This is a genomic window from Streptomyces sp. NPDC001868 (genome assembly GCF_040297125.1).
Taxonomy (GTDB): Bacteria; Actinomycetota; Actinomycetes; order Streptomycetales; family Streptomycetaceae; genus Streptomyces.
In genome coordinates, this window is the sequence record NZ_JBEOYO010000003.1 from 1 (window position 1) to 22,209 (window position 22,209).

General features: G+C 68.4%; 16 protein-coding genes and 1 pseudogene. 5 read left to right on the forward strand and 12 right to left on the reverse strand.

Going from position 1 to position 22,209, the window contains the following annotated elements; translation table 11 throughout:
- Positions 1–209: transposase (locus ABT147_RS04795; RefSeq protein WP_351402724.1), on the reverse strand; the 209-nt coding region annotated here is incomplete at its 3' end.
- A 22-nt stretch (positions 210–231) separates the two neighbouring features.
- On the reverse strand, positions 232–1,278 hold the full coding sequence (locus ABT147_RS04800) for an IS110 family RNA-guided transposase (RefSeq protein WP_351402725.1): 1,047 nt from the start codon (positions 1,276–1,278) through the stop codon (positions 232–234).
- Between the two features lie 539 nt (positions 1,279–1,817).
- On the opposite strand from ABT147_RS04800, the gene ABT147_RS04805 reads away from it, so the two are divergent.
- Positions 1,818–2,273, forward strand: coding sequence for a hypothetical protein (locus ABT147_RS04805; protein ID WP_351402726.1), 456 nt, complete (start codon positions 1,818–1,820; stop codon positions 2,271–2,273).
- Between the two features lie 449 nt (positions 2,274–2,722).
- Here ABT147_RS04805 and ABT147_RS04810 read toward each other — a convergent pair whose 3' ends face one another.
- A complete protein-coding gene (locus ABT147_RS04810) occupies positions 2,723–3,049 on the reverse strand; it encodes a GYD domain-containing protein (RefSeq protein ID WP_351403006.1) in 327 nt (108 codons plus the stop codon).
- 709 nt (positions 3,050–3,758) lie between these two features.
- Entirely contained in the window at positions 3,759–4,160 is a 402-nt protein-coding gene (locus ABT147_RS04815) for a hypothetical protein (protein ID WP_351402727.1), read from the reverse strand.
- Positions 4,161–4,511: 351 nt separating this feature from the next.
- On the opposite strand from ABT147_RS04815, the pseudogene ABT147_RS04820 reads away from it, so the two are divergent.
- Positions 4,512–5,027, forward strand: a pseudogene (locus ABT147_RS04820) (response regulator); the annotation flags it as partial.
- A gap of 349 nt (positions 5,028–5,376) precedes the next feature.
- Here the strand turns inward: ABT147_RS04820 and ABT147_RS04825 are convergent.
- The 6 genes from ABT147_RS04825 to ABT147_RS04850 form a co-directional block, all read right to left on the reverse strand.
- Positions 5,377–6,723: a hypothetical protein gene (locus tag ABT147_RS04825; RefSeq protein ID WP_351402728.1), complete on the reverse strand. Its 1,347-nt coding sequence runs from the start codon at positions 6,721–6,723 to the stop codon at positions 5,377–5,379.
- A 228-nt stretch (positions 6,724–6,951) separates the two neighbouring features.
- Complete coding sequence (locus ABT147_RS04830; protein WP_351402729.1) at positions 6,952–9,471, reverse strand: galactose oxidase family protein; 2,520 nt, start codon at positions 9,469–9,471, stop codon at positions 6,952–6,954.
- Positions 9,468–10,721, reverse strand: a complete 1,254-nt coding sequence (locus ABT147_RS04835) for a glycosyltransferase (RefSeq protein WP_351402730.1) — start codon at positions 10,719–10,721, stop codon at positions 9,468–9,470. Before ABT147_RS04835 ends, ABT147_RS04830 begins: the two co-directional genes overlap by 4 nt.
- The gene (locus tag ABT147_RS04840; RefSeq protein ID WP_351402731.1) at positions 10,718–12,490 is read right to left on the reverse strand and encodes an ArnT family glycosyltransferase; all 1,773 of its coding nucleotides are present in this window, start codon (positions 12,488–12,490) and stop codon (positions 10,718–10,720) included. The genes ABT147_RS04835 and ABT147_RS04840 overlap by 4 nt, the downstream gene beginning before the upstream one ends.
- Complete coding sequence (locus tag ABT147_RS04845) at positions 12,487–13,749, reverse strand: glycosyltransferase (RefSeq protein WP_351402732.1); 1,263 nt, start codon at positions 13,747–13,749, stop codon at positions 12,487–12,489. The genes ABT147_RS04840 and ABT147_RS04845 overlap by 4 nt, the downstream gene beginning before the upstream one ends.
- Before the next feature lie 213 nt (positions 13,750–13,962).
- Positions 13,963–16,011: a thioredoxin domain-containing protein gene (locus ABT147_RS04850; RefSeq protein ID WP_351402733.1), complete on the reverse strand. Its 2,049-nt coding sequence runs from the start codon at positions 16,009–16,011 to the stop codon at positions 13,963–13,965.
- A 236-nt stretch (positions 16,012–16,247) separates the two neighbouring features.
- Here ABT147_RS04850 and ABT147_RS04855 point away from each other — a divergent pair, with 236 nt between their 5' ends.
- Positions 16,248–19,520 carry a tetratricopeptide repeat protein gene (locus ABT147_RS04855; RefSeq protein ID WP_351402734.1) on the forward strand — a complete coding sequence of 1,091 codons (3,273 nt, stop codon included), beginning with the start codon at positions 16,248–16,250 and terminating at the stop codon, positions 19,518–19,520.
- A 118-nt stretch (positions 19,521–19,638) separates the two neighbouring features.
- Here ABT147_RS04855 and ABT147_RS04860 read toward each other — a convergent pair whose 3' ends face one another.
- Both ABT147_RS04860 and mca read right to left on the reverse strand, forming a co-directional pair.
- Positions 19,639–19,884: a hypothetical protein gene (locus ABT147_RS04860; protein WP_351402735.1), complete on the reverse strand. Its 246-nt coding sequence runs from the start codon at positions 19,882–19,884 to the stop codon at positions 19,639–19,641.
- A gap of 21 nt (positions 19,885–19,905) precedes the next feature.
- A complete protein-coding gene (gene mca, locus ABT147_RS04865) occupies positions 19,906–20,778 on the reverse strand; it encodes a mycothiol conjugate amidase Mca (RefSeq protein ID WP_351402736.1) in 873 nt (290 codons plus the stop codon).
- Positions 20,779–21,016: 238 nt separating this feature from the next.
- On the opposite strand from mca, the gene ABT147_RS04870 reads away from it, so the two are divergent.
- Both ABT147_RS04870 and greA read left to right on the forward strand, forming a co-directional pair.
- Positions 21,017–21,415: a DUF4307 domain-containing protein gene (locus ABT147_RS04870; protein ID WP_351402737.1), complete on the forward strand. Its 399-nt coding sequence runs from the start codon at positions 21,017–21,019 to the stop codon at positions 21,413–21,415.
- A 207-nt stretch (positions 21,416–21,622) separates the two neighbouring features.
- A complete protein-coding gene (gene greA / locus ABT147_RS04875) occupies positions 21,623–22,123 on the forward strand; it encodes a transcription elongation factor GreA (protein ID WP_351402738.1) in 501 nt (166 codons plus the stop codon).
- The last annotated feature ends 86 nt before the right edge of the window (positions 22,124–22,209 follow it).

The following is a 22,209-nucleotide window of genomic DNA, read 5'->3' on the forward strand; positions in this document are numbered from 1 at the left end:
TCGGCCTCGGCCTGCCGGATCCAGTTGCGCAGGGCCTCGTGATGCACACCGAGTTCCTCGGCCATGCGGCGGATCACGGGCTTCGGCTCGGCGGTCCGGTACATCCGCACCGCACGCTCACGCAACTCCAGTGGGTACTTCCTCGGGGCAGGCATCGTCTGGGCTCCTCTCATGAGACCCATCTGACCTGCTGTCACCTTTCCCCGCATCTCGGGGTGCCTCTGTGTCTTGTCAAGTCGCTTGAGGCAGCGGCTGTTTGGACCTGCGTTCGTCGGCGGTCATGACGCGCCATACATGGTCGGCGAGACGGCGCTTCAGGCAGCGTTTGGCTTCCCTTGGTGTCTTTCCTTCGGAGAGTTTCCGCTGGTAGTAGGCATGTCCTGGGGAGTTCGGCATCCTGATCTGAGTGACGGCGATGGTGTGGAGGACGGAGTTGAGCTGGCGGTCGCCGGAGCGTGAGAGCCGGTGGCGGGTCTTGTCCGCGCTGGCGATCTCGACCGGGGCGACGCCTGTGTAGTTCGCGAACGCCGCCGCAGTGGCGAACCGGCTGGCGCGTCCGACGCGGCCCGCGAGCCGTGCCGCCAGCACCGGCCCGACGCCGGGCGTGTTCATCAGCGTGCTGCCCGAGGACTCGACCAGTTCCTCCATGCGTACGGCGTTCTCCGCCAGCCGCTTGTCCAGCGCCCGGATCTCCGTGACCAGGTCGCGGGCAAGGTCCTTGCGGACCTTTTCGACGTCGCCGGCGGAGCGGACCGTGCGCAGCAGGGCGGCGGCCTGGTCCGCCGACAGCTGAGGCGGAGCCCCGCCGGGCAGCAGATCACGCAGCACAGCGTGCAGCTGGTTGACGGTCCGGACCCGGGCCTGGGCGAGGTTGACGCGTCGTTCGTCGAGCAGGGCCAGGGCCGTGGCGTGGTCGTCCGCGTTCACCTCGCGCCCGTCTCCGTGGATGTGGGCCGTGGCCGCGGCGGCAGCATCGATCCGGTCGTTCTTGCGGCCACCGCCACGGGTGAGTTGACGGACGCGGCTGGTCGCCGAGGCGGGTACATCGACGACAGTCTCGCCCCGGGTGACGAGCCACTGGGCCAGATGGCGGCCGAGCCCGTTGGCGTTCTCCACCACCCACTTGCGCTGCGGCCAGCGGCGGCCCCAGGTCAAGAGCCGCCGGTAGTCCGCCAGGTTCGCGTCGATCCTCAGCGAGCCCGCCTGCTGATTCGAGACAGGGTCGACTGCGGTGGCGGTGTGAGTGGACTTGTGCGGGTCAACACCGAGCAGTATCACGGGAGTTCGTTCCTCACGGCCGGACGACAGGACGTCCACGGCCGACACGCCGACTTCGGGAACCGCTGCCGGGACACGCCTCTGTTGAGTCAGACCGTGGCCGGACACCGGGCCGGCGGCACACCCCGAGCGGGCCAGCCCCAGAGGGGCGGCAGGAACCTCACGAGCCATCCAACCCGGCGTCCTACGGAAACGCTACGAGCGGCCAACCCGACCGCGCTCCGCTACGGCCAATACAAGTCGGGAACCTCACCGAAGAACACGGCGGCTAAAGGGGGGTGGCCGGATAGGGGTCTTCGGACCAGCAGGTCTCGGGACGCCGAATGGCTCCGCACCCACCCCCCTCACAACCTTCTGATCCGTAGCTCTAGCGAGATCGGGCAGCGACGTCCATGCCAGTCGCTTCGAGGGCCCACAGGGACACTACCGGGCGCCCGGTTGCGGTACCCCGCTGCTGTACCGCTGGCCGGACTGCCAGTCACTCCTGGCCTACCCCTCGACCACCTTGAACGCGTTCAAAAAAGGTGTCACTATGCGCTATGCCCTTCGTGGTCACCTCTCCTTGGCACCGACTCGGCCGTGTCGGCTTGTGCATCGCTGATGCCGTCGGTCGCTACCTGCTGATCTGGGTGGCGGCATGGCTCGTCTATGCCCTGACAGCTCCCCGCCAGCACGAGCTTGTGTCCTACCTGCCTCGCACCCGCTCGTACTGGGAGGACACCGCCTACTACCTGTGGGACGACTCCATTGCCTCGGTGGGGCTCATGGTGGGCATCCCCTCGCTGCTCGTAATCCTGTTGTTCGGGCTGCTCAACAAGCGCAAGGGGGCGGCATTCCGTATCCGTCTGGCGGGGCTCCTCCTCCTGCCCACATGGTTCTTGCTCTTCCAGAACTTCGTGGCGCTCCTCTTCGTCCCAGTCCTGACGCAGATGGCCTTCGCGCTCTGCCTGATGCCGGTTCCCCTGGTTCGCTTCCCTGCGAAGGCCGAGGACTGATTGCCCAGGCGGGCGCGCGCCCCGTGGTGGCGGATGGACAACGCCTTTCGGATCGACAGGCATAACCCTGGCTTCCCCGCACAAGTGCGGATGCGATTCGCCCACAGCACCTGAGCGATCTTTAAAAACGTCGTGGCGCGAGTCACCGTGGGTTCAAATCCCACACCCACCGCCAGATGAAACGGCCCCTGACCAGGCAATTGGTCAGGGGTCGTCGTCGTGCGCGGTTCCCGCTCAGCACCGTGGTTCCCGTGGCTTCCCGCTGGATCGGGCACGGATGGGGCACGTGCACCTTCTGATCCGTAGCTCTACGGATGTCGGTCATGGTGGTCATGCATGATGCTGCGCGGCCTTCAACGACCACTGTTGGGCGCGGACGGTTGCTGTGCGTGCTGTACCTCGCTGCCGTCTCGATTCCTGAACCCGTCAGTTGCCGACTGCCTGGACCACTACGCGCCGGGAGCCCGGTACTGAACTTGCCCGGCTTTGCGCAGGGCATCCATGGTTTCGTCGACGGTCAGGAGAACGGTCGTCTCGAACGAGTCGAGTGCGCCGCCTCCGCTGATCGCCAAGGCGACCGCAGCCATGGAGACGTTGTCCGGAGCCTCCCACAGGTTGTAGCCGTCGCGGGTGCCGAACGCGTACCAGAAGCCGTGGAGCTTGCCGCCGACGGACTCGATGTACGACTGAGCGGCCTTTGTGCGGTCCTCGGGGTGGCCGATGAGTCTCGCCCAAGTCTCCGGCGTGTAGCTGAACCTCGATAGATAGAGCGGCATCATGTCTCCCTTTCGTCCCCGCTAGGGATGCCCCTGCGGGATGGGACACGCCTCCGAGGTCATCCGCGTATCCCCCGAACGGCCGGGGTGATGACTGGCATGGCCCCTGCCGGTGAGGGGCCCGACCGCTGCGGAACCACAGCATTGATGCCCTCAGCTTGGGCAGCTGCGATCATTTACGGCAGGTTGGACGCTGACCTTGGCGAACGGCTAGGGATGCGTCCTGTCGCACGCGGCTCCTTTCACCGTGACTCCCCGCTGTTCCCCGCTCGATCTGGTGCGCTTGTGGTGCGGCCTGTCTCAGGCGCGGTGTCCGGGGCGCCTTGAGACTTCGTCCTTCGTCGGCGTCGGCGCCAGCGCTCCGACAGTTCGCCGGTCGCGATGGAAGCAGCAGCCACGCCGCCACAAATTGTCCAGCTCTTGGGATCGTCGTCGATGACCATGCTTATGAGGCGGAAGACCACTGTTGTCAGGCCCCACCAGACGACAAACCAGGCTGCCGCACCGAGCCATCTACCTCTGTCGTTCACGGGCCAAAGGTAGCGGCCGGTTGCAGGTCTACCGGCGTGCGTCCGGACAGCCTTCTGATCCGTAGCTCTATAGAGATCGGTCACTGGAGGCCATACAGGCCGCGGCGAGGATCGTGAGGGCCGGTGACGGTCGCTGCTGGTTGCCGGGGTTGCTGTGCGTCGTTGCGGTACAGCAACGACTACCAGTCCCGCCAGTCATCCGTGATCTCCGTGCGGGTGATGCCTCGCCTCGCCGCCAGAGCAGGGACGTCGATGCCGTGCTCGGTCAAGGTCTGATCGATGTAGAGGCACAGCTGTTCACGCTCTTCCGTTTCGTAGCCGGCGCCGTCGTGGTCCTCGTTGATCTCGTTCAGCGCCACCACGACACGCTCGATCGCTTTGAAGGCCTGCTCGTCGTCCTGGTCCCGGAGCGCGTCCACATCCAGCTCGAACGCGCGCAGGGCTCCGTCCGTCGCTCCCAGGAGCGAACCGGGGAAAAGCTCCGCCAGGAAGGCATCGCTCGGGTCCCGTGTCCCCGCCGCAACCTCCGCTGCCTCTTCGTCCACACGCGCACGCCAACGTGCTGATGGTCTGATTGCCATGTCCTGGACCGTAAGCCCAGGCTCTGACAGTGCCGCTGCCGCGCACTCTTTCCAACTGTGGTGGCGGGTCCTTGGGCTGAGAACGGGGCCGTTCACCTGCGTTCATGGGCGGCTGGCTGACGGCGTGGTGATGGCTAGCGGTCTCGCCTGAACGGCCGTGAACGGCGCTCAATGAGACGGAAACTGAGACGGACGTGACCGGCCTGACCTGGGCATCGTGCACAACCTCGAAAGTCGGTCGAGCTGATCAGCTCGGCGCGAGCAAGGTCCCCGAGGGAGCACTTCAGTCGCGTGGTGACCCGTATGGTCGCCACTCAGATGCGGTAGGAGTCGCCTACAGAGGCTGCGGGCATGGAATGGCTCAGCGTGGATATCGCGAACTTGATCTTGGATTTCGTCGAATCACTGTTCTGGCCCGCCGTCGTCCTGTTCTCGCTGCTGCTGTACCGAGGCGATATCAGCGATGCGATTCGGCGCCTCAAGGGTCTTGCCACCCCGGTGGGGAACGCCGAGTTTGCCGAGGCGGCACGAGTGCTCCTGGATGAAGCTGCGGCCAAGACCAAGACGGTTGTCTCAGCGGGATCGAAGCGCGGTGTTCTGCGGCGATTGGAGTACGCAGCAGACATCCTCAAGGGGGGTCGGCTGCTTTGGGTCGATGATCACCCTGAGGGCAACACATCGCTGGTGGAGCTCCTCCGCACCGCAGGCATGGAGGTGGACACTGCCGTCTCGACGGCTGACGCTCTCTCGCGGCTCCGCCGCCGTTCGTACGACCTCATCTTGAGCGACACTGGGCGTCAGGACGATCAAAGCGCTGGCATCAGCATGCTTCGGGATCTCGACGAACTCGGCATTGATACGCCAGTGGTGCTCTACACCTTTGGGTTCGACTACCAACGGGGCTTCCCTCGCCGGGCCTTCGCCGCTACCGACCGGGAGTGGGGGCAGCGGCTTCGGGCCCTGTCGGCGACTGATGCGACACCGGACAAGGGCGCTGGTGTGCGCCCCCGTCCGGTGTCGTTGATGTCAGTTGTGGATGTCAGAAGTCTTCTGATCCATTGCCCTACCCAGAGTCCCCCGGCCCCGGCGTCCAGTAGGCCGTCTCCCGGTCCGCGAGCTGCCGGAGCGGGCCGTGGGCGAGCTTCCTCCCGTGCCAGAACACCTCCGCCGTCGTGCGGTACGAGGACGGGGGGAACGGCTCCCGACCAGCTGACACTCAAGGCATGGAGGACAGCGGGACAGAGAACAGGACACGCTCACGGATCACGCTCGACTGCCAGCCCGAATTCGCGTCGTCGACCCATTGCCCCGACGCGTTCGCGGCCCATTCCGTCTGGCTCCAGACGGTCTTGCCGTTCCACCAGAGGGACATGCCCTGCGAATGGGCCGCCCAGCAGGCTCCGGCCGAGTCCGTTCCCGAGCAAGTCGTCGTCGTTCTGCCCTGTGCGTCTCGGTTGTAGTAGACACCTTGCTGCCCCGGGCCGCCCCGATGCTTGGGCATGTACCAGGACCGCTTCCCCGTGGCCGGGTCCGTGTACCAGAGGGCCCCCTGCACACCTGACACATCGGCGGTGAACATCTCCGAGACGTTGGCATGTCCGGAGGCGTCCACCTCCAGTGGCATTCCGGCCTCGGACGGTGCGGCCAGACGATAGCTCCAGGTGCGGCCGATCTTCGGGGCGCTGGAGGACTGCCACTCGTTCAGGACGATGCTGTCCGGCGTGGCGCTCCGGTCCACGGACATGGAGGCCGCGCAGGAGATTCCCGTGGCCGTACCGCAGCCGCCGCTCTTCAGCCCATAGGAACCGATGGCCGGCATGACGTATTGATATCCGTGAGCCGAGTACCCTCCGCTCACTCTGCCGATGGGGTTGTCGTTGACCGTCGCCTGCAGAATGTGCTTCATGGAGAAGACGAAGAGGGCGTTGTCACTTGCGTCGTCCCCCTTCGCGGTGATCATCAGCTTGTCGCCGAACCAGGCCATGCCGCCGATGTTGGCGCCGAGGTTGTCGAAGTTCGCGCCCCCTTCTGTGGGTACCACGAGCAGAACCCAGCGGTACTTCATCGCGGTCGGGTCATTCGCGTCGATGAACGCCACGCGAGTCAGGTTGCGGCTGTTGGGATACTTCGTCTGCGATGCGTCGTATTTCTTGAAGAAACCGTCGTCGTTGGACTTCCACCCCGAAAGGATTACCTTGTTGGTTCCCCACAGCCCGTCATTGTCGGCGTCACCCGATGAGGTCAGCCCTTGGGGGAGCCACCGCTGGGTGGTCGCGTCTCCGGTGTCCCAGCAGTAGCCGGAGGAATAACCGGGCTTGACGGGGAGCGCTTTGGCCTCTCTTGCCGCACACTGGCCCGAACTGACCGACTTCATGGAGTGATTGGCGCTGGCAAGTACGTCTGCCACACCGACATTGGGAAGTCTGGAGTCCAGCTCGGCAATAGTGGCGGCCGAGACCCGCCGCTCCTGCAGCCTGTGATTCGCCAGATCGGTGGAGCTGGTCACCTTTCTGACTTCGTCGTACACGTCGGCGGCTTGGGTTGTGCCGCCACTCGTCGCCACCAGGAGCACTCCTGCGGCGGCGGACATTATCCGAGTCGTTTTGCTGATTGCAGGTCTCACGAATCCCCCGTCATCCAATAACTCGTGGACTGCCATAAGAACATCGCATGAATTACGTGTCAACGTGCCTAAATCGACACAGGGCAGGACCGGGTGAGCGGCACGGCCCCGTACCCGGCGGACATCCACCGGATACGGGGCCGAGCACGCCGACCTGTCCATCGATCGTCAGCGCCGCTTCACATCCCCCTTCCCACAAGCCAGACCATCCCTGTTCCGGTCCAGCTTCAGTGGGTCGTCCTTGCCGTTGACCTTCAGGCGGCCGTAGTCGTTCTCCTTCAGCCACTCGCAGCGGGAGGCCGTCGTCTTCTTGACCTCCGCCGGGAAGGCCGTCGGGACGCAGACGTTCGCCGTGCCGTAGTGGCGGTCGCAGCCGGAGACGGTCGGGCTGACCTTCTTGGACTTGGTCTTTTTCGCCGGGCCCGTGGTCTTGCCCTTCAGGGCGTCCGCGAAGTCGTGGATGTGGGCCGAGGGGGCGTCGCCGGAGGCCTGGGCCAGGGCGGAGGGGCCTTGGAGGTGGACCCATTCGGCCACCGAGGGGACGCCGTTGGCGTCGACCGCGAAGAGCATGTACCAGCCGGGCGGGGCCAGGTTGGGGTTGCTCGTCACGTTCAGGTCCACGTTGTTGCCGTCGACCGAGAGCGGCAGGTCCACGAAGCGTTGGTTCGGGTCCGAGGAGTGGGTCACGGCCGCGGGGCGGATCAGTTCCGCCTTCGCGATCGGGCGGTCCACCGTGATGCGCTGCGTGTCGCCGTACACCCACTCCTTGTCGATCACCGAGGTGATGGAAGGACGCGCGCCCTTCAGCAGGTACGGCGGGGTGTAGATCGACACGTCGTGATTCCAGGTGCCGTTGCCGGGGTTGTCGCCCGTGGTCATGACACGGCCGTCCGGCAGCAGGAACGCCGAGGAGTGGTAGCCGCGCTCCTCCGGGTCCGTCGCCACCGGGTCGAAGGTGTTGGTGGCCGGGTCGTAGATCGAGGTCTCGTAGACCGGGTTGGCGCGGTTGTGCAGGGCGCCGCCCGTCTCCAGGACCTTGCCGTCGGGGAGCAGGACCGCCGAGACGTACATCTTGCCCTGGTCACCCGTCTGGGCGACCTTCCCGTTGCCCAGGTCCACCGTGCCCTGTGGGATCGGCGGGCCCGCGACGTACGCCGGGTTCGCGGCCTTCAGGTCGATGATGTCGGTGAGGCGGTTCGCCTCGGGGTTGGACTCGTTGTTGCCGCCGCCGATCGTCAGGACCTTCTGGTCCTGGGCCGGGGGCAGCAGCACACTCGCGGACTGGTCGCGCTCGTCCTTGTCCTGGAGACCCGGGATCTGGGTGACGGTGTTGGCGTCGTAGTCGTAGATCGCGGAGCCCGTGCCGGGGATGTTGTTGCCGAAGACATGGCTGCCCGAGTAGAAGAGGCGGCCGTCCTGCATCAGGATCATCGACGGGTACAGGCCCCAGTACGACCAGGTCTGGTTGACCTTCCACAGCGGCTGCCACTGCTGCTCGGCGTCCGACCACAGCTCGGCCGTCACCGAACCCGTGGAGTCCTCACGGAGGCCGCCGAAGGAGATGACGTCACCGTTGCCGAGGATCGTCGCCGACGGGTACCAGTGGCCGTCGTTCATGTCGTTCGTCTTGCTGTAGGTCTCGGTGACCGGGTCGAAGATGTACGAGTCCTTGTAACCCTGGTAGCCGATCGTGCCGTCCGCCGACGGGTAGCCCTTGTTGCCGCTCATGACGAGGACACGTCCGTCTTCGAGCTGGACGTGGCCCGCGCAGAACATGTCCTTGGGTGTGGGGATCTGCTTGTACGTGCCGTTCTTCGGGTCGTACACCGCGCTGGTGAACGTACCCGCCTCGAACATCTGCTCGCTGTTGCCGGAGCCGGCGATCAGCAGCACCTTGCCGTTGTTGAGGACGACGGAGTGCATGGAGCGGACCGGGTTCTGGGTGGGCAGGACGTCCCAGCGGCCGTTCAGGCACTCGTCCGGCGTGCCCGTGCACACCGGCTCGGGGACGGGGTCGGCGACCTGGTCCATCGTGTAGTCGTCGGTGGTGAGGGAGCCGGTGCCGTAGACGGAGGCGCCCCAGGTGATGCGGTCGGTGCCCGCCGGGATCGCGGGGGTGCGGACCGTGGCCTCGGTCCAACTCGCGGCCATGTCCAGCGTCTTGAGGTCGGTCCAGTACTGCCAGCCGGCCGTGGTGTCGTGCCGGAACAGGGTGACGGACGTGTCCGGGGTCGTGGACTTGTACCAGAAGGACAGGTCGTACTGCTTGCCCACCACGACCGACGGGGCGCAGGCCGCCGACTCGGTGATCAGGGCCTTGCGGTCGCCGGAGACCCGGCGGGTCAGCTCGACCTTCATGGCCTTGCTGCCCGAGTGGGCGCCCCCCACCGTGGTGAAGGTGAAGTCGTTGTCGCCCCAGCCCGACTTCTCCCAGCAGTACGGCATGTCGTCACTGCCGGCGGTCTCGAAGCCGGGGTTCTTGATGAGGTTGGCGGCGGACGCGGGTTGCGGTGAGATCAGCAACAGACCGGAGGCGAGGGCTCCGACCGCCAGCAGGGCGGTTCTGCGTCTGACCCTGGGTCTCGGTCTGTCCCACAGTCCCGGTCCGGATCTCGGTCCGGATCTCGGTCCGTGACCGACCCAGGCCGCCAAGCGGCCCTTCAGGCGGTCCATCAGATGGTTCTTCACGCGGCTCTCCTTGCCGGTTCGGCTGCCTGCTCGGCTGCCTTCCTCTCCTCGCCCTTCTCCTCGCCGCGCTCCCCACGGCGAGACTTCTTGCGAGGCAGATAGACGAGCGCCTCGGTCCCCACGAAGCGCAGGACGAACGTCGTCACCAGGGCGAGCGCGGTCGCGGGCAGTGCGCCCATGCCGAACTTGCCCACGAACAGGGCGATCAGTGGGATACGCAGCACCAGGTCGGCGTTGGCGAGCAACACGAACCGGCCGATGCGGTCCCACCCCTTGCGGTACTGACGCCGCTCGCGGAAGCACAGGTGCTCGATGAGGAAGAAGTTCCAGAGCACCCCGAGCTGGTTGGCGAGGATCTCGGCGGGGACGTAGTGCATACCGGCCGAGGTCAGGGCCCACAGGCCGGCGAGGTTGGGGATGAATCCCGTGACGCCGATCAGGCCGAAGACGACCATGCGGGCCAGCGGCGACGCGGTGCGCAGTCCGACGAGGTGGCGCAGGAACCTCAGGCCCTCCTGCGCGGTCGACTTGGACTCGCCGGCGTACCGGTCCTGGAAGACGAAGGGCACCTCCGTGACCCGCCGGGGGCGGCTGCGCACGGCGAGTTCGAGGAGGATCTTGTAGCCGAGCGGCTGGAGAACGTCGGCGGTGACCGCGCTGCGGCGGATCGCGAAGAAGCCGCTCATCGGGTCGCTGATGCCGTGCAGCCGGCGTGGGAAGAGGGACTTGGTGAGCCAGGTCGCGCCGCGCGAGACGGCCACGCGGTAGCTGCCCGCGAGTCCGGCCCGGCTGCCGCCCTTGATGTAGCGGGAGGCGACCACCAGACCCGCGGCCGACCGCTCCCCGGTCGCCACCAGATCCGGTACCAGGGACGGCGGATGCTGCAGGTCGCCGTCCATGACGACGATCCAGTCGGAGGTGGCCGCCTTGATGCCCTCGACGACCGCGCCGCCGAGCCCGCCGACCGGTTCGTCGCGGTGCAGCACGGTCACCGGGAACGGGCAGTCCTGCGCGGCCTTGTCGATCACCTCGGGGGTGTCGTCGGTGGAGTCGTCCACGAAGACGACCTCGCAGGGCAGCCGCCCGGGCACCGTCTCGGTGATCCGGTGCAGCAACTCCCGTACGTTGGCGGACTCGTTGAAGGTCGGTACGACGATGGTGACGGCGCCCGGCTCGGGAACCTCGGCGCCCCGCACAGCCGGATCGCCCAGTTCCCCGGGTGCGGTGGACTCATGACTTCCGCTGCTCATCGGTCGCCTCCAGCGGCCTCGGTCTCGCGGATCCGGTCGTCGCCACCGGTGGCCTCGGTGCCACCCGTGCGGTTGTCGTCGGTGGCCTCGGTGCCGGCTGCCCGGTCGTCGCCACCGCCCTCGATCCTGCGGATCTCGATGCGGTCCTCGCCGGTGCCGAAGGTGGCGACCGGCGTCGAGTTCTCCATCGCGCCCTTGACGTTGGGCAGGTCGACCGCGTCACGCCGTACGGTCGGGGAGGCCACCACGTAGTCGAGGTCGCGCCAGCCTCGCGGCATCGTCTTCGTCACCGCCGGGTCGAGGTCGGCCTTGTAGAACCAGATGACGCCGAGCCCGGGCTTGTAGCCCTCGTGGACGAGGTCGAGCCAGAGCGCGTCGTCGACGAGGACCCGGGTGCCCTCGGGGTCGTCGATCTCACTGCCGAGCCACTTCGCGGCCTCCTGGTAGGGGGCGTTGGCGTTGAAGGTCATCGCGGTGTGGTTGCCCTCGTACCAGCGCGGGACGACGTACACCGCCGCGGCGGCGGCCAGGGCGACGGCGACCGCGTGCCGTGCCCAGGTCAGGGCCCGCTTCTCGGTCGCGCTCCGCCATCTGCGCAGGACGCCGTGGGTGACGCTCGCCGTGCCGCCCGCGAGGACGAGGGCGAGGAAGGGCAGGGCCTGGAGGACGTACATCGCGGGCAGATAGCCGGGGCGCAGGGCCATTCCGGCGAGGATCGCGACGGCGAGCGCGGGTCCGGCGAGCGCTCTGGCGGTCACCGACCAGCGCCAGGTGATCAGCAGGAGCAGTGCGCCGGCGAGTCCGCCGAGGGGCAGGACGCGGTCGTAGTAGAGCCAGGACTGGAGGACGCCGTACGAGCCCGTGCCCTCGGTGAGGATGAAGCCGGAGCCGGGGCGGCTCATCTGGTAGACGATGCCGTCCCACAGCGACACATGGCCGGCGCCGGGCAGCAACTCGCCCTTGAGCAGGGCGAACAGCGGGTACGAGACGCCGATCAGGGCGCAGGCGGTGACGGCGCCGGTGATGGCGAACTTCCGGGTGTCGCGGTGGCTGTGCCGCCACATGGTGAGCAGCACGGCGGGCAGGACGAGGAGCATCGTCTCCTTGGTGAGCACGGCCGCGGCGGCGGCGAGGCCCGCGCCGAAGTGGTGCCAGAGGTGACGGCTCGGTGAGGCGGCGAGGCAGAACGCGAGGAGCGTCCACATCACCGCGATGTTGTCGAGGAAGATCTCCCGCTGGAGCACCACCGAGAGCGGGGACAGCCCGAAGAGGGCCATGCCGAGGCCGGCGGCCCAGCGGGGCAGGGAGAGGCGGCGGCCGAGGACGTAGACGAGGACGGCGCTGATCGCGCTGATCAGCAGCATCACCGCGCGCATCGAGCCGACGGTCATCGACTCGGGGGCGAGCTGGGCGGGTATCCAGGTCAGTACGGCGAGCTGGATCCAGCCGAGGGGCGGGTGGTCGTACCAGTAGGTGTAGTGGGCGAGCCCTCTGCCCTCCTGCACGGCCCAGGCCTGTGCGAGGTAGGTGCCCTCGTCGTCGCTGAGGGTCGGGTAGTCGGCGATGTTCCAGCCCTGCACGATCATGATCGCGACGAGGAGGAGACCGCAGAGCAGCAGGTCGACGCGCGAGTCACGCAGGCGGTGCGGGGTCGGCGGAGGGGAAACGGAAGGGGTTGTTCGACTGGTCGAACCGGCTGTGGGCGCAGCTGTCCGCTGCGCGGGGACCTTGACTTCCGTCTTGGTCGCCGCGGGAAGTGTGGAGGTCACGCAGGAACGTCCTCTCGGTTCACGTTCGCGAGATGTGCGCCGACGTGACTGGTCAACTCCCAGTCGTTGCGGCCGCGTTGCTCACGCCACACGGCTCGTACCGCGGCGAAGGCGAGGAGCACCTGATAGAAGGGGCCGCCCACGACGAGCTTGGCGTAGTGCACGAACCGCACGCGCAGGCCGTACTGCTTGCCGAAGTCGTGCAGTCCGACCAGCTCGAACACGAAGGTGACGAGGGCGGTGACGGCCGGCAGGAAGGTGATGAAGGCGACGCCGACGGGGACGTCGAGGAAGAGCGCGATGGCCACGTTGAGCGGGATGATCACCCCGGAGATCGCCTGGAGATACGGCGTCATCAGGGTGTAGCGGGCCAGCAACCGCTGGCGGAAGCCGGGCAGTTGCTTCCAGTCCTTCTTCCGGTACACCTGGAGGAAGCCCTGGTTCCAGCGGGTGCGCTGCTTCATCAGGGACATCAGGCTGCCGGGAGTCTCCTCCCGGGTCACCATGTCGGAGTCGTAGGCGACGACGACCTTCTTGCCGACGCTCGACAGCCGTACGCCCAGGTCGCAGTCCTCGGCGAGGCAGTTGGGGTCCCAGCCCTCGGCTTCGCGCAGCACGGCGGTGCGGACGAAGACGGTGTTGCCGCCCAGCGGGATGAACCCTTTCTGCGCGTGCAGATGGAGCCGGGACCGGAACCAGAAGAAGTACTCCAGGCAGTTGCGCAGGCTGTACCAGCTGGAGTGGAAGTTGATGAGCTGCACTCCGCCCTGGACGACGTCCGCGCCGGTCGTGCGGAAGGCGTGGTCGACGTGGGTGAGCAGCTCGGGATGGACCTGGTCCTCGGCGTCGAAGACCCCGACGACGTCGCCGCGGCAGTGCGGCAGCGCCGTGTTCATGGCCTTCGGCTTGTTCTTCTTCTCGTGGTGGTCGACCACCACGCGGACCCGAGGGTCGCGCTCCTCGGCGGCCCGGGCCACCGCGGTGGTCTCCGGGTCGTCGTGCCCGACGATCACGATGATCTCGAAGTCGTCGTGGCTGGATTCGAGCAGTCGTTGAATGGTGTGGTCCAGCACGGCCTGTTCATGGCGTGCCGGCAGCAGCAGTGAGAACGACACATGCTCGTCGCCGTCCGGTCTGCTGAAACGGGTGGAAGCGAGCACTTCGGGCGTTCGCCACGCGTGCATCTGCCACCACAGGGTGAAGGCCGCCATCCAGAACAAGGCCAGCGAGACGACGGCTATGAAGACAGACGTCAGCAAGATAGATCCCCCCGGATCCCAATACCCCCTGTCGCGACGGGAGTTCCTCCCGCCGCGTCACTGTGGAGAGAGTAGGGGGAAACTGTGAACCCTGGGGACCCTTCCGATAAAAAGCGTGTTTCCGTTCGGTAGAACACCTAATCGGACGTGTCCGCACACCATGCCGTTTCCGGTCAGTTGTGCACCCTTGCCCCGGTCCCTGACCGGCGAGTTTCAGCCGGTCGGAGCCGTTCCGAGGGTCGAACGCAACCGGTCGACATCGGTCGTCGGAGCATCACATGTGAAATTACGGCAGACGTACGCGGTCGGTTCACCGCCGACGAGCGGACGGTCGGCGAGCAACGGCAGTTCGTCACTGTCCGCCGTCCCGACGGCCACCACGGCGCCCGGCGCGGTCCCCAGCAACGCCGCCCGGTGCAGCTCCTCCGTCCCCGGATGCCCCTGCGGCCCTACGACGGCCACCTCGCGCGGCCCGTCGAGCAGCGCCTCGGCCGTGGCCAGCCCCCACCCGATGAACCTCGGCGCGCGCGGCCCCAGCGCCTTCACCACGCCCAACGCCCGCTCGGCGGCGGTCCGATGGGGCTCGGAACCGGTGTGCGCGGCATAGCTCAGCAGCGCCCCCGCCGCCGCGCTCCACCCGGAGGGCGTGGCGTTGTCGGTCGGGTCCTGGGGCCGCCGGATCAGCTTCTCCGCGTCGACGGCGGTGTCGTACAGCGCCCCGGACTCCTCGTCCACGAACCGTACGAGCACATGGTCGAGCAGGAACCCCGCGAACTCCAGCCACACCCCCTCCCCCGTGACCGACGCCAGTGCCAGGAACCCCTCCGCGACATCCGCGTAGTCCTCGAGCACCCCCGCGTTGGCCCCCACCTGCCCGTCCTTGCTGGTCCGCGCGAGCCGCGCCTTCTCGTCCAGATGCAGCCGTACGAGGAGGTCGGCGGCGGCGATGGCGGCGTCCACCAGGTCGGGGCGGTCGAAGTAGGCGCCGGTCTCGGCGAGGGCGGCGACGGCCAGCCCGTTCCAGGCGGCGACCACCTTGTCGTCGCGGCCGGGGGCGGGGCGCCGCGAACGGGCCTCGTTCAGGCGGGCCTTGACCGACTCGATCCGCTTGGCGTCGAACACGCCCTCGTGCTGCGGGAGTTGCAACACGGACGCGCCCTCCTCGAAGGTGCCCTCCTCCGTGACGCCGAAGTACTGCGTGGCCAGCCGGGCGTCCTCCTCCCCGAGCACCTCGGTCAGCTGCTCGGGCGTCCAGACGTAGTAGGCCCCCTCGACATGCTTGCCGGATCCGGTCCCGTCGTCGCTGTCCGCGTCCAGCGCGGAGGCGAAACCGCCCTCGTTCGTGCGCAGTTCACGGACCATGAAGTCGGCCGTCTCCAGGGCCACGCGGCGGGCCAGCTCGGAGCCGGTGGCGCGCCAGAGGTGGGCGTAGACCCGGCAGAGCAGGGCGTTGTCGTACAGCATCTTCTCGAAGTGCGGCACGACCCACTCACGGTCGACGGAGTACCGGGCGAAGCCGCCGCCGAGCTGGTCGTAGATGCCGCCGCGGGCCATGCGCTCGCAGGTGTCCCGGGCCATCTGCAGCGCGCCCTCGGAGCCGGTGCGCGCCGCGTGTCGCAACAGGAACTCGATCACCATCGACGGCGGGAACTTGGGCGCCCGGCCGAAGCCGCCGCGCGCCGCGTCGTACTCCCGGGTGAGCCCGAGCAGCGCCTGCGCGAGCTCGTCCTCGCCGGGCACGGCGATCGACTCGAACTTCAGCTCCCGCCCGGCCAGATCGCGCACGATCTTCCCGGCGACCTCGGCGACCTCGTCCCGCCGGTCGGTCCAGGCGGCCCGCACGCCCTCCAGGACCTGCCGGAAGGACGGGCTGCCGTGGCGGGGGGCGGGCGGGAAGTACGTACCGAAGTAGAAGGGCTCCCCCTCCGGCGTCAGAAACACCGTCATGGGCCAGCCGCCCTGCCCGGTCGCCGCCTGCACGGCCTCCATGTACACCGCGTCGACGTCCGGCCGCTCCTCCCGGTCGACCTTGACGCTCACGAAGTGCGCGTTGAGATAGTCGGCGGTCTCCTGGTCCTCGAAGGACTCATGGGCCATCACATGACACCAGTGGCAGCTCGAATACCCCACACTCAGCAGCACCGGCACCCCGCGCCGCCGCGCCTCCTCGAACGCCTCGGCCGACCAGGGCCACCAGTCCACCGGGTTGTCGGCGTGCTGGAGGAGATAGGGGGAGGTCTCGTGGGCCAGTCGATTCGCCATGGACACCATCATTCCCCAGTACCCGGCAATCACAGTTCAGCACAGCCGCGCGCCCCTGAAAGGGGCGCGGGGAACTGCGCGAGCAACCACGACGGACCGGCGGTCGGCGCACAACCCCACCCCCACGGCGAAACCCCGGACCTCGTCCCCGGCAGAGGATCACGCCCTATCGCCTAGTCCGACTATTCGCCCCACACTGGCCGGAGGCAACCGTTTCGGCGAAGGGGGACGTTGTGATGCGGGACAGCCACCGGGGGGAGGCCGAAGGCCTGCTGGTCCGGGCGGTCGAGGACGAGGTCCGCAGGTCGGGCGGCCGTACGGACGGAGTCGTCCTGCTCGGCCGCGCCCGCGCCGCCCTGGACACGATGGCGCGGAACGCGGCGGAGGAGTACGAGGCGTACACCCGCGCACTGGACGAGTCGGAGGCCGGCCGCCTCACCTTCGCCCAGCGCTACGCGAAGGAGGGCTCCGGAACTCCCCTGCTGGTCGCGGCAGTCGCCGCCGGCACGGCGGTCGTGGCCGACCTCTCCTTCGGCGTCGACGCCGGTACCGCCGTGAGCACCGGCGTGATCGTCGGCGTCGCGAGCGCCGTGGCCACGGTCCTGAAGGTGACCGCCTCCCACGTCCCCGCGAACCACCATCGCGCGGGCGCACTGGGCCAGCCCGGCGGCCCCGAGCAGCTGCGGCTGCAGTGGCTGTCGGCGCTGGAGGTACGCGGGATACGGCCGTTCCTGGACCAGCAGCGTGTCCTCGCCGCGTCCACGGCGAAGAAGAAGGCGCCCCAGCTGCGCGGCGCCGACAAGAGCGCGGCGGCCCGGCGGCGCAACGTACTGGAGCAGTCGTTCGCCCAACTCCCGGAGACCGACGACCGGTTCGCGGGCCGGCGGGCGGAGCTGGGGAAGATCAGCCAGTGGGTGCAGGCGGCCCGCGCGGAGACCGAGACCCGGCCGACGGTCGTCGTGCTGCACGGCCCGTCCGGCTCCGGCCGTACCGCCCTCGCCGTCCGCGCGACCCATCAGCTGCGGGACCACTTCCGCGGCGCCTGCGTGGTCGATCTGCGCGCCGACAGCCCGGAGGAGACCCCGCTGTCCACCCGGGACGCCCTGATGCATCTGCTGAATCGTCTCGGCGCTCCTCGCGAACAGCTTCTCTTCCGTGAGCGCACCTCCCAGGACCAGCAGGTCAAACGGCTCAGCGAGCTGTACCACCAGCATCTGACCTCCCTGCCGGTGACGATCGTCCTGGACGACGCCTCCGACCCCGAGCAGGTCCGCGCCCTCGTCCCCGAACGCTCCGACAGCCTCGTCCTGGTCACCGCCCGCACCCCGCTCGCCCTCCCCGCCGACCTGCCCGCCTGGGTCCACCAGCTGCCGGTCGAGGCGCTCGACGCGAAGGGCGCGCTGGAACTCCTGGAAACGGCGGCCCAGGACGCCAGGGCACTGTCCGCGGGTGCGCCGGCACAGACGTACGGCACCGCGTCCTCGGGCTCCGTGAAGATGACCGACCCGGGCTCGTACAACGCCGAACACGTGGCCCGGATCCGGGAGCTGTGCGGCGGCCTGCCCCTCGCCCTGCGCATCGCCGGCTCCTCCCTCGGCCCGCGCGAGCCCCGCCGACTGGCCACCGACCTGGGCGCGTACGGCCCGGTCGAACCGGTCGAGCGCGCCCTGTGGCTGCGCTACACCGACTTCGGGGAGTCCTCGCGCCAGCTGTTCCGCCGACTGGCGCTGGCGGGCCGCGCCTCCCTGGGCGCCGCCGCCGCGGCCTCCCTCCTCGCCACCGACGAGGCGGAGGCGAACCGCCATCTCGGCGCGCTCGCGCACGCGGGCCTGATCGACCACGTCCACGGCAACCGCTACCGCCTGCACGACCAGGTCCGAGCCTTCGCCCACGCCCGCCTCCTCGACGAGGAGGAGGAGCGCGAGCGCACGGCCGCGCAGGAACGTCTGATCGTCACCTACGCCGACCTCGCCGACTCCGTGCTGCGCCTGGTCGACGGCAACATGTCGACCCGCTCGGACCGCTTCGGGCAGCACGGCTTCGTGTCGCTGGAGGAGGCGCTGCGCTGGCTGGACGACGAGACGAGCTTCATCACCTCCACGCTCCGGCACGCGGAGGGCGTGAACCAGGCCGCCGTCCTGAGCCTCCTCGGCGCCCTGTGCGACTACTGCCTGCTGCGCGGCGACCTCTACCGCCTCGGTGAACTCAGCGAGCTGGCCCAGTCGGTGGACCAGGGCCTGCTGACCCGCTCGGTCCAGTGGCGTACGGGTATCGCGGCCCGTCAGCTGGGTGAGCTGGACAAGGCCCGTACGACCCTCGCGTCGGTCGTCGACCTCTACATGGAGACGAACCACGACGCGGGCGCCGCCCGTGCCCTGTGCTCCCTGGGCATCACCCTGCACCACCAGGGCAATCTGTCCGAGGCGGCGGAGAAGCTCCTGGAGGCGCTGCAGATGCAGTCGGTCCCGGAGCTGGCGGCGGACCGCGCGTGGACGATGCACGCCCTGGCGGCGGTGGAGCGCGACCGTTCCCATCTGGCGGACTCCATGGACCTGTTGACGCGCGCGCTGGTCATCCACCGCCAGCAGGAGTCCCTGCACGGCGAGGGCTGGGCCTACTTCCAGCTGGGCCAACTGCTGCTGCGCATGGGCGAGGTGCCGCGCGCGGAGAGCGAACTGCGCACCGCCCTGGACCTCTTCGGCCGCACCCGCGACGCCCGCGGCCAGGCCTGGTCCATGACCCAGCTGGCCCGCGCCCGCCTGGTCGCCGGCGACCCCTCGGCCGCCGTGGACGGCCTGCGCCAGGCCGTCTCCCGGCACCGCGACAACGAGGACGCCCGCGGTGAGGCCTGGAGCGGCTACTACCTGGGCCAGGCCCTGGAGGAGACCGGCAACCTCGACCAGGCGGTCCGTGAACTGGAACGCTCCCGCACGATGTTCTCCCGGATGCGTGACGTCTACGGCCTGGCCTGCGCCCGCCACCACTCGGCCCGCGTCACCCGCGACCAGCGGGCCGTCCAGACCGGCTCCCTGCGCAACTCCGGCTTCGCCCGCCAGCTCCTCGTCGACGCCCGCGCCGACTTCCAGCGCATCGGCGTCGCCCACGGCGAGGCCTGGACCTGCCTGGAACTGGCCGTCGTGGACGCGGGCAACACCCGCACCCCCCAGGCCCTGGCCCTGTGCGAGGAGGCCATCCGCCTCTTCACCTCCTACGGCGACCGCCGCGGCGAGGACTGGGCCCGCTTCCTCAAGTGCACCCTGCTCCCCTACGCGGCCCCCGGCGGCGTGGAGATCGGCACCGCCGTCGCCCAGGAGGACCTGGCCCACCTCTCCCGCACCGCCCACCCCCTGCGCGACGAGAAGCTCACCGAGTACATCGAGGCGTACGAGCTGCTGCTCGAAAGAGGCGTGAACCTGGAGAGCGGCTGGCGGGCGTGGACCCTCGGCATGGTCCCGAACCGGCACGCACGGGAGGTGATGGGGGTGCCGGTGCAGGGCGGGCGGAGGTGACCGAAGGGTTCGGCGGCCGGTCCCCGCGGTGACGCGGTGTGCCGGCGCGACAGCGGTGCGCTTCCGTGACACCTGAGCGGTGTCACGGAAGCACTCCGTCAAGCCCTCGCGTCGGCCGTCAGCCCTTCGCCGGCGTCGTCTTCCCGGACGCTTCCGTCGTCGTCTCCTCGACGGAGGCGTCCGCCTCCGGTGACTCCTTGAAGTCGACCTTGCCCATGTGCTTGTTCATGGACTTCATCAGGCCCCAGACGGCCAGGGCCATCACCGCGAAGACGATGAAACCGAGGACGCCGGGGGTGACCTTGTCCTTGTCCAGCTCCTCGGCGAGGGGGACGAGGTGTGTGACTGCCAGGCTTACGCTCATGCCTGGCATTGTCCCCCAGGGCTAGCGGATGCCCGCAAAGAGGTCGTCCTCGGGGAGCGAGGTGTCCACGAGGGACTTCGCGAGCTCGTACTCCTCGGTGGGCCAGACCTCCTTCTGGAGGTCCAGCGGGACCCGGAACCAGCCGCCGTCGGGGTCGATCTGCGTGGCGTGGGCGATGAGAGCCTTGTCACGGATCTCGTAGAAGTCGGCGCAGGGGACGTGCGTGGTGAGGGTGCGGTCCTTGTGCTCGGACTCGTCCCACCGCTTCAGCCAGTCGCCGTACGGGGACTCCAGGCCGCGCGCGATCAGGGCGTTGTGCAGCGCCTCGGTGCGGGGGCGGTTGAAGCCCTGGTTGTAGTACAGCTTCTGCGGCTGGTACGCCGGGCCGTACTCGGCCTCGGGGTACTTCTCGGTGTCCGTCGCGCCCTCGAACGCCACCATCGAGATCTGGTGGGTCATGATGTGGTCGGGGTGCGGGTATCCGCCGTTCTCGTCGTAGGTGGTGATCACCTGGGGACGGAAGGCGCGGATCTTCCTGACCAGCTCGCCGGCCGCCTTGTCGACGTCCTCCAGGGCGAAGCAGCCGTCGGGAAGGGGCGGGAGGGGGTCGCCCTCCGGGAGGCCGGAGTCGACGAAGCCGAGCCACTCCTGCCCGACACCGAGGATCTCGCGGGCCTCGTCCATCTCCTTCTTGCGTACCTCGTGAATGTGCTCCTCGATGTACTTGTCGCCCTGCAGTTTCGGATTGAGGATGGAGCCGCGCTCTCCGCCCGTGCAGGTCACGACCAGCACGTCCACCCCCTCGGACACATACTTCGCCATGGTGGCCGCACCCTTGCTCGACTCGTCGTCGGGGTGTGCGTGCACGGCCATCAGTCGCAGCTGGTCAGTCAAGACTCATTCCCTCGTCACTCGGCGCCCGGCCTGAACTTCGGTGACTCGGCCCGGCGCGATCCGGTGAGTCCATACTGCCGTCCCGCTCGGACACCCATGTGGGGCGGCCGTCAGGCGCTGGGCGGGGGCTTCTATAGTGACGGCATCGGGGGGCTGGATATTCCCGTTCCGATGGGTGGACGCCCCCGCTGGGAGCGCGCTCCCCGCCCTGTCCCGACGAGGCCCCGAGAGGACGACCATGACCACGGCGAGCACGCGGCTTCCCGAGGGCCGCTACGGCCGCTCCGCGGACGAGCGCGCCGACCGGAAGCTCAAGGTCATCGGCTCCGTGCTCGGCGTCGCCCTCCTCGTCCTCATCGGCTGGTTCGCCTCCCACTACGTCGCCGGGAACAAGATCAGCGTCGAGATCTACACCTTCGATACCTCGGCGACCTCGGTGAAGGTGCACCTCAGGGGCGACAAGGACGCCGGTGTCGCGGGCTACTGCACCGTGCGCTCCCAGTCCGAGGACGGTGCCGAGGTCGGCCGCGCCGACTTCCGCTTCGCCGCCGGTGTCACGGACATCGACAAGGTCGTCACCCTGAAGACCACCGCGCGCGGCACCACGGCCGAGCTCCTCGGCTGTCACGCCGGCTGACCCTCGCCCCCGAGGCCCCGGCCGACCCCCGGCTCTCCGAATCGGCGCCCTGACCCGCTCCCTGACCTGCGTCGACGTAATGCTTGTGGTTTATGTCCTCCCCCTTCCGCCGCTGAATTGTTAGGCTCGTGGTTTCGCCCACTCGTGAAGGAACATTCTTCTGGGTAGGGCGATGCTTTGTATTCCCAGTACCTACGAGGAGCACCTGTGACCCAGACCAGCGAGAACGTCACCTGGCTGACCCAGGAGGCGTACAACCAGCTCAGGGCCGAGCTGGAGCACCTGTCTGGTCCCGCGCGCACGGAGATCGCCGCCAAGATCGCGGCCGCGCGCGAGGAGGGCGATCTGCGGGAGAACGGCGGGTACCACGCGGCCAAGGAGGAGCAGGGCAAGCAGGAGCTCCGTGTGCGCCAGCTGACCCAGCTCCTGGAGAACGCCAAGGTCGGCGAGGCGCCGGCGTCGGCGGACGGCGCGGTGGCGCCCGGCATGGTCGTGACGATCGCCTTCGACGGCGACGAGGACGACACCGTGACCTTCCTGCTCGCCTCCCGTGAGTACGCCAGCTCCGACATCGAGACCTACTCGCCGCAGTCCCCGCTCGGCTCGGGCGTGACCGGCAAGAAGGTCGGCCAGGACGCGCAGTACGAGCTGCCGAACGGCAAGCTCGCCTCGGTGAAGATCCTCAAGGCCGTGCCTTACCAGAGCTGAACACATCACCGGAGCTGAACGCGTAGACGGATCCGAACGCGTCACCACCGCTCGACCCGTGGCCCCCGGCGCCCCTTCGGCACCGG